Below are 6,684 nucleotides of genomic sequence, written 5' to 3' on the forward strand. Positions count from 1 at the left end.
GGCGCCGGAGCAGATTGCGACGCAAGGAAGCGCCGCCAGTGCGAGCGGAGAAGACAGGCGTGACGATTCCGTACCCGAACACCCAGCCGGTTCCGGCGATCGCGGCGGTGACCCCGCCCTCCGGCGCGGCCCGCCCCCGCGTCACCTTCCTCGGCACCGGCTACCTCGGTGCGACGTACGCCATCTGCTACGCCGAGCTCGGCTACGAGGTGCTCGGCTTCGACGTCGACGCGGACAAGATCGCCAAGCTGAACGCCGGCGAGGTCCCGATCCACGAGCCCGGCCTGGACGAACTGCTGCGCCGCAACCTGGCCGCCGGCCGGCTGCGGTTCAGCACCGACATCCAGGAGACGGCCGACTTCGGCGACGTGCACTTCATCTGCGTGGGCACCCCGCAGCGGGCCGACGGCATGGGCGCCGACCTGTCGTACGTCGAGGCGTCGGTGACCAGCCTGGCCCAGCACCTGACCCGCAAGGCGCTGATCGTCGGCAAGTCCACCGTGCCGGTGGGCACCGCCGAGTGGGTGGAGCAGCTCGTCGGCAAGCACTCCCCGGCCGACCTGGGCGTCGAGGTCGCCTGGAGCCCCGAGTTCCTCCAGGAGGGCTTCGCCGTCGACGACGTGCTGCGGCCCAACCGGATCGTGGTCGGGGTCAAGAGCGAGTGGGCCAACGGCATGCTCTACGCCGCCCACAAGGGCGTCTTCGACCTGGCCGCCACCGAGGACCGCGAGGTGCCCCTGGTGGTCACCGACTTCGCCACCGCCGAGCTGGTCAAGGTCGCCGCGAACGCCTTCCTGGCCACCAAGATCTCCTTCATCAACGCGATGGCCGAGGTCTGCGAGGCCGCCGGCGGCGACGTCACCCAGCTGGCCCGCTCGATCGGGTACGACCCCCGGATCGGCAACCGCTTCCTCCAGGCCGGCCTCGGCTTCGGCGGCGCCTGCCTGCCCAAGGACATCCGCGCGTTCCAGGCCCGCGCCCAGGAGCTCGGCGCCGGCGAGGCGCTGCGCTTCCTGCACGAGGTGGACCTGATCAACCTGCGCCGGCGCACCCGGGTGGTGCAGCTCGCCGCCGACCTGCTCGGCCGCCGGTCCGGGCCGGCCGGGCCGGACCTCTCCGGCACCCGCGTCGCCGTGCTCGGCGCGACCTTCAAGCCGAACACCGACGACGTCCGGGACGCCCCGGCCCTCGCCGTCGCCGCGCTGCTCGACAAGGCCGGCGCCGAGGTGCACGTGTTCGACCCGCAGGGCATGGACAACGCCCGCCGGGCGGTGCCCGAGCTGACGTACGAGGCGACCATGACCGACGCGGTCCGCGACGCCGACCTGGTCTGCGTGCTCACCGAGTGGGCCGAGTTCCGCAACGCCGATCCGGTCGCCCTGGGCGAGCTGGTCAACGGCCGCAAGGTGGTCGACGGCCGCAACTGCCTGGACTCCACACTGTGGACCCAGGCGGGCTGGGAGTACCGGGGCATGGGCCGCCCCTGACCTCTGGCACGGAGCCGGCCGTGGCGCGTCGCCGCGGCCGGCTTTTTTGTTGTCCCGAAACCCGGTGGCAACTGTCGAAATCCGCGCCCGCTCAGGGCATGCTGCGACAGTGGGGGTCCGTACCACGGGCCGGCCGGACGGAGGGATGTCGTGCAGACCTTCAGGTGCGCCTCGTGCGGACGGGAGATCAAGCCGGCCGTGACCTGCCCGCACTGCGGGGCGGACCAGCCACAGTGGGCCGAGCACCTGGCGGACATCGAGCGCTCGATCGCGGAGATGAAGGCGCGCGACGCCGAGATCGCCCGCGAGCAGCGGCAGATCGCCGCCAAGATGCAGGCCGCCCTCTTCCAGCGGGACATCCTCGCGCACGCCGGTGAGGAGCGGATCAAGCGGGCCGCCCGGCCCCGCCGGGTGCTGCGCCGCCGGCCCGGCCGGCGCCCGCCGACGGCCACCACCGGCGCGCCGCCCCGGGTGCCCCGACAGGGCACCCCGCCCGGCCCGGACGACCTTCCGCCGCCGTCCCGGAGCCGGCCACAGTGGCTGGACGTGGACGACCCGGAGCACCCGCCGGAGGCGTCCTCCCGCGAGGTACAGAACATCCCCCTCGGGCTCGGCGCGCTGCTGCTCGGCGTCGCCGCGGTGGTCTTCGCCGCGGTCGCCACCAGCTCGATGGACGCGCTGGCCCGGCTCGGCGTGCTGCTGGTGGCGACGGTGCTGATGCTGCTCGCCCCGCCGGTGCTGGCCCGCCGCGGGCTCACCTCGACCGCCGAGACGATCGCCGCGGTGGGGCTGCTGCTGCTGCCGCTGGCCGGGTACGCGCTGTGGGCCGTGGACCGGATCGGCGGCACCGCCTCCGGGTCGACCTTCGCCGGGTCGATCTTCCTGGTCACCACCGTGGTCTCCGTCGGCTACGCGTACGGCACGGGGCTGCGCGCCCCGCGGTTCGCCACCGTCCTGGCCGCCCAACCGGTGCTGCCGCTGCTGGCGTACGAGCGGATCACCGGGCCGGCCGGCTGGGCGCTGGTGCTGACCGTGGTGGCCGTCGCCGACCTCGCCCTGGCCCGCTCCGCGGTGGTCGTCGAGCGGCCGGTCCGGCGGGACCTGCCCACCCCGCCGGACGCCCCAACCCCGCCCCGGCAGCGGGCCGCCGACGAGCGGCCCGAGGCGGACCCGGAGGAGTCGGCCGAGGTGCTCGGCGCGGAGCCGGCCGGTGCCGAACCGGCGATCCCACCGGCCCGTCCGGTGCCGTGGCTGCGCGAGCTGACCTGGCTGCTGGACGGCGTCGCGGTCGCCGTCGCCCTGGCGTACGCGGTCACCGCGCTGCTGCGCGCCGAGACCGTGCCGGCCGCGGCCGGCGCGGGTGCGGTGCTGCTGCTCGCCGCGCTGGTGGGGCTGGCCGGGACGCTGGCGCTGCGCCGGCCGCCACTGCCCGACGTGGGCGCCGGCATCGTCACCCTCGCGGTGATCGGCGCCCTGGGCCGGGTCGCCTCGGTCGCCTTTCCCGGCCGGTCGCTGCTGCTCATCGCCGCCGTCATCGCGCTGACTGGGTTCGCCGTCCGGGCCGTACCGGCAGCCGCCCGGCGCGGTCCGCAGTTCGCCTCGGCGGTGGCGCTGACGGTCAGCGGCCTGGTGGTGGCCGGCGGCGCGCTGCGTGCCGGACTGGCCCCGGTCCGGGCGTCGCTGCCCGCCTGGTCGGCGGACCTGAGCCGGTGGCACGCCGAACTGGCGGCGGCGGTCGGGCCGACCGGCTGGCAGCTCGCCACGAGCGCCCTGCTGCTCACGATCGCCGCGGTGATCGCCCTGCCGCCGGAGATCCGGCGCGAGTTCGCGGTGGTCGGGGCGGCACTGACCGCGCTCGCCGTGCCGGCCTCCCTCGGGCTGGGCTGGGCCGCCGCCTGCTGGCCGATGCTGCTGACCGCGGTGGGTATCGGCGTGCTGGGGCTTGCCGCCGGCAACCGGCGGGCGGCGCTGGTGCACGCCGGCACCGCCGCCGGAGTGGGCCTGGTCGGGGCCGGCGCCTCGCTCGCCCGGCCCGCGCTCACCGCCGCCGCGCTGACCCTGCTCTTCCTGGCCGGCGCGTTGGTGTCCCTGGCACCCCGGGTCCGGATCGCGGTGGCCGCAGCCGACACGGTGTCCGGCTGGGCGGCCGGCGGGGCGTCCTTCGCCCTGCCCGGGGCGGTGGCCGCGTTCGTCGCGGCCACCGAACCGGCCGCCCCGGCCCTGACCCCGGCGACGCTCCGCGAGGTCACCGTCCCGATCCTCGCCGCGAGCTTCCTCGGCGTCTGCGTCACCCTCGGCTACGCCGCCGTGGTCCAGGTCGCGCAGCGACACCTCAGCGCGCCGCACGCGGTCGGCGCCGTGCTGGGTGCGGTGGGGGTCGCCGCCGCCGCGTTCGGCGCGCCCGGCGCCACCGCCGCCGACGCCTGGGTCGGTGGGCTGCTGCTGCTCGCCGCGGCGCTACTCGCGCTGGCCCCCAGGATCGACGCCGGCCGCCGCTCCGACGTGTCCCTGGACGGCTCCGACCTGGCCCTGGCCGTCACCACGGCGGCGTTGATCGCCACCCTGGTCCGGATCGCCGCGGTGCTCACCCCCGGCGGTCAGCTCGTGGTGGCGGCCGCGCTGGTGCTGGTGGTCGCCGTGGCGGCCCGGGCGATGCCGGAGGAGTGGCGACGGGGTCCGGTCCTCGGCATCGCGCTCGGGGGCACGTTGATCGGTCTGATCGCCGGCTGGAGCGCGTTGCGCGGCGGGGTCGGCGTCCTCGCCACCCCGGGCCCGATCTGGGCCGGTGACCTGAGCGGTTGGCCGGCCGCCCCGGTCGGCGGGGCGACCTGGCAGGCCCCGGTCGCGCTGGCCCTGCTGGCGGTGGCCGCCGGCATCCTGCTCCCGCCGCCCTGGAAGTACGACGTCGCCGGGGCAGCCGCCGTGCTCGCCACCATCGGCGCGCCGGCCGCCTTCGACCTGCCCTGGTGGTCGCCGGTACTGGTCGGCGCCATGGTCGCCACTATCTTCGGCACGGCGGCGGTGGCGGCGGTGGACCCCCGCGCCGCGCTGTCCCGGGCCACCGTGGCCGGGGCGGTGGCCCTGCACGCCGCCGGGGCCGGGCTGGTCCGCCCGTGGACCACCGCGCTGGCCCTGGGCAGCATCGCCCTGATCGGGGTGGTGGTGGCGGCCCTCGCGCGGGCGCTCGCGCCGTCCGTGGTCGAGGACGTGCGTACCGAGGGGATGCCGGCGCACCTGGTGCAGGTGGGCGGGGCCGCCGCCGGCGCCGCGCTGCTCGCGCTCCCCGGGGCGGTGGCCGCCCTGGCCGCCGAGTTCGGCCGGTCACCACAGGTGGTGCTCACCGCCGCGCTGGCCGCGTCCAGCATCGGGCTGGCCGCGGTGGCCGCGGTCCGCCGGCAGGTCCCGCAGTACCTGCCGTACGCGAGTGTGGCCGTGGTGGGCGGCGGCACGGCCAGCGCGATCGCCGCCGTGATCACCCACCTGCCGTCCGGGGTCTACGCCGCCGCCGCGGCGCTGCTCGGCGTGCTCGCCGAGCTGATCCGGGCGGCCACCGTCCCGCCGGCCGGCTCCGCCCAGCCGGTACGCCGCTGGTCGCTGCTGCTGAACGGGGCGCTGCGCCGGCGGCCCGACGAACCGGAGCTGCGTTGGCGGGTCAGCCCGGCGGCCGGCGCCCTCGCGGCGGCGGTGCTGCCGGTCGCCCTCGCCCTGGTGACCCTCGCGCCGCCGCTGCTCGTGGCCCTGGTCGAGCCGTTCCGCGTGCTGCCCCGGATCTGGCAGGGGCCACCACCCGAGCTGCTCACCCCGCCCGCCGAGGCGATCGATCCCACGCACGTGCTGACCGCCCTGCTGCTCACCGCCACCGCGGCGCTCGCCGCCACCGGGTTCAGCGGCGGCCGGCGGGCCCGGGCCGTGCCGGTGGTGCTGCCGGGCGCCGCGGTCACCCTGCTGATCACGCCGGTGGCCCTCGGCCACGGCTGGCCGGAGAGCGCCCTGGCCGGGCTCGCCGTCTTCACCCTCGCCATGCTCGGCCTGGCGCTGACCCCACCCCCGCCGCTGGCCGAACCGGCCCGCTCGATCCGGGTCGCCCGAGTGCTGGTCTTCGCCATCGGGCTGGCCGCCGGCGGTGCAGGCCTGGCCGGCAGCCTCGCCACCCGGCCGCTGACCCTCTTCACGCTCGGCGGGGCGGTCGGCGTCGGCGTGGTCGCCGCGCTGTTCGGCACCACCCAGCGGGCCCGCATCCTGGGTTGGCTCTTCGCCTCGCTGATGGCCGAGCTCTTCGTGCTCACCCTCGGGCTGGTGGCCGGGCTGGCCGCCGTCTGGTCGGCGTTCGGGGTGCTGGCGGTCGGGGCCGCGCTGCAGGTCTTCGCCGCCACCCTCCCCCGGCTGCGCCGCCCCGAGGCCTACCGGGAGGCGGCCACCGTGGAGTGGAGCGGATACGCGGCCGCTCTCATCGCGCTGGCCCTGGCGTACGACTCGCCCCGGCACATCGCCGCGTTGCTGGCCGCGTGGGGTGCCGTGCTCGGGGTGGCGGCCAGCCGGCCCGGACGCCGGCCGGTGGAGCGGCGGATCCTGTTCTGGTCGGTGGTCGCCTGCGAGATCAGCGCCTGGTGGATCCTGATGCGGGTCGCCGACGTGGCGCTGCCCGAGGCGTACACACTGCCGTTCGCCGCACTCGCCCTGCTGGTGGGGGTGCTGGAACTGCGCCACCGCGCCGACCTGTCGAGCTGGGTCGCGTACGGGCCGGCCCTGGTCGCCGCCTTCCTGCCCACCCTGGCGATCGTGGTGGCCACCGACTCCAGCATGCTGCGCCAGGTCCTGCTGCTGCTCGGCGCCGTGGCGGTGCTGATCTTCGGCTCGATGACCCGCCAACAGGCGCCGGTGATCGTCGGCGCCACGGTCACCGCGATCACGGCGGTGCACGCGCTGTTCAGCCTCGGCCCGTGGCTGGTGCTGATCCCGGTCGGCTTCGTCCTGCTCGTGCTCGGGGCGAGCAACGAGCGCCGGCGCCGCGCCCAGGAGCGCCTGCAGACGGCACTGCGCGGCATGAGATGAAAACGGAGGGGCTGGCATCCACCGTCGGGGTCGGGCAGAGGGTGCCGGGCCCGCAGGACGTGTCGATCATGCCCGGTCGGGACGGGGCGGGGCCGCCGGGCGGGCGGTCAGGACAGGGAGGCGCGGAGGGCGGCGTCCTTCTCGG

General features: G+C 76.6%; 2 protein-coding genes. Both read left to right on the forward strand.

Features of this window, described 5'->3' with window-relative positions; genetic code table 11:
• The first annotated feature begins 59 nt into the window (after nt 1-59).
• Nucleotides 60-1,487, forward strand: coding sequence for a UDP-glucose dehydrogenase family protein (locus tag ONA70_RS06900; protein ID WP_265005486.1), 1,428 nt, complete (start codon nt 60-62; stop codon nt 1,485-1,487).
• 150 nt (nt 1,488-1,637) lie between these two features.
• Nucleotides 1,638-6,539, forward strand: a complete 4,902-nt coding sequence (locus ONA70_RS06905; protein WP_265005487.1) for an SCO7613 C-terminal domain-containing membrane protein — start codon at nt 1,638-1,640, stop codon at nt 6,537-6,539.
• Nucleotides 6,540-6,684 lie beyond the last annotated feature (145 nt).

It is taken from the genome of Micromonospora yasonensis, from assembly GCF_026013475.1.
Lineage (GTDB): Bacteria > Actinomycetota > Actinomycetes > Mycobacteriales > Micromonosporaceae > Micromonospora > Micromonospora yasonensis.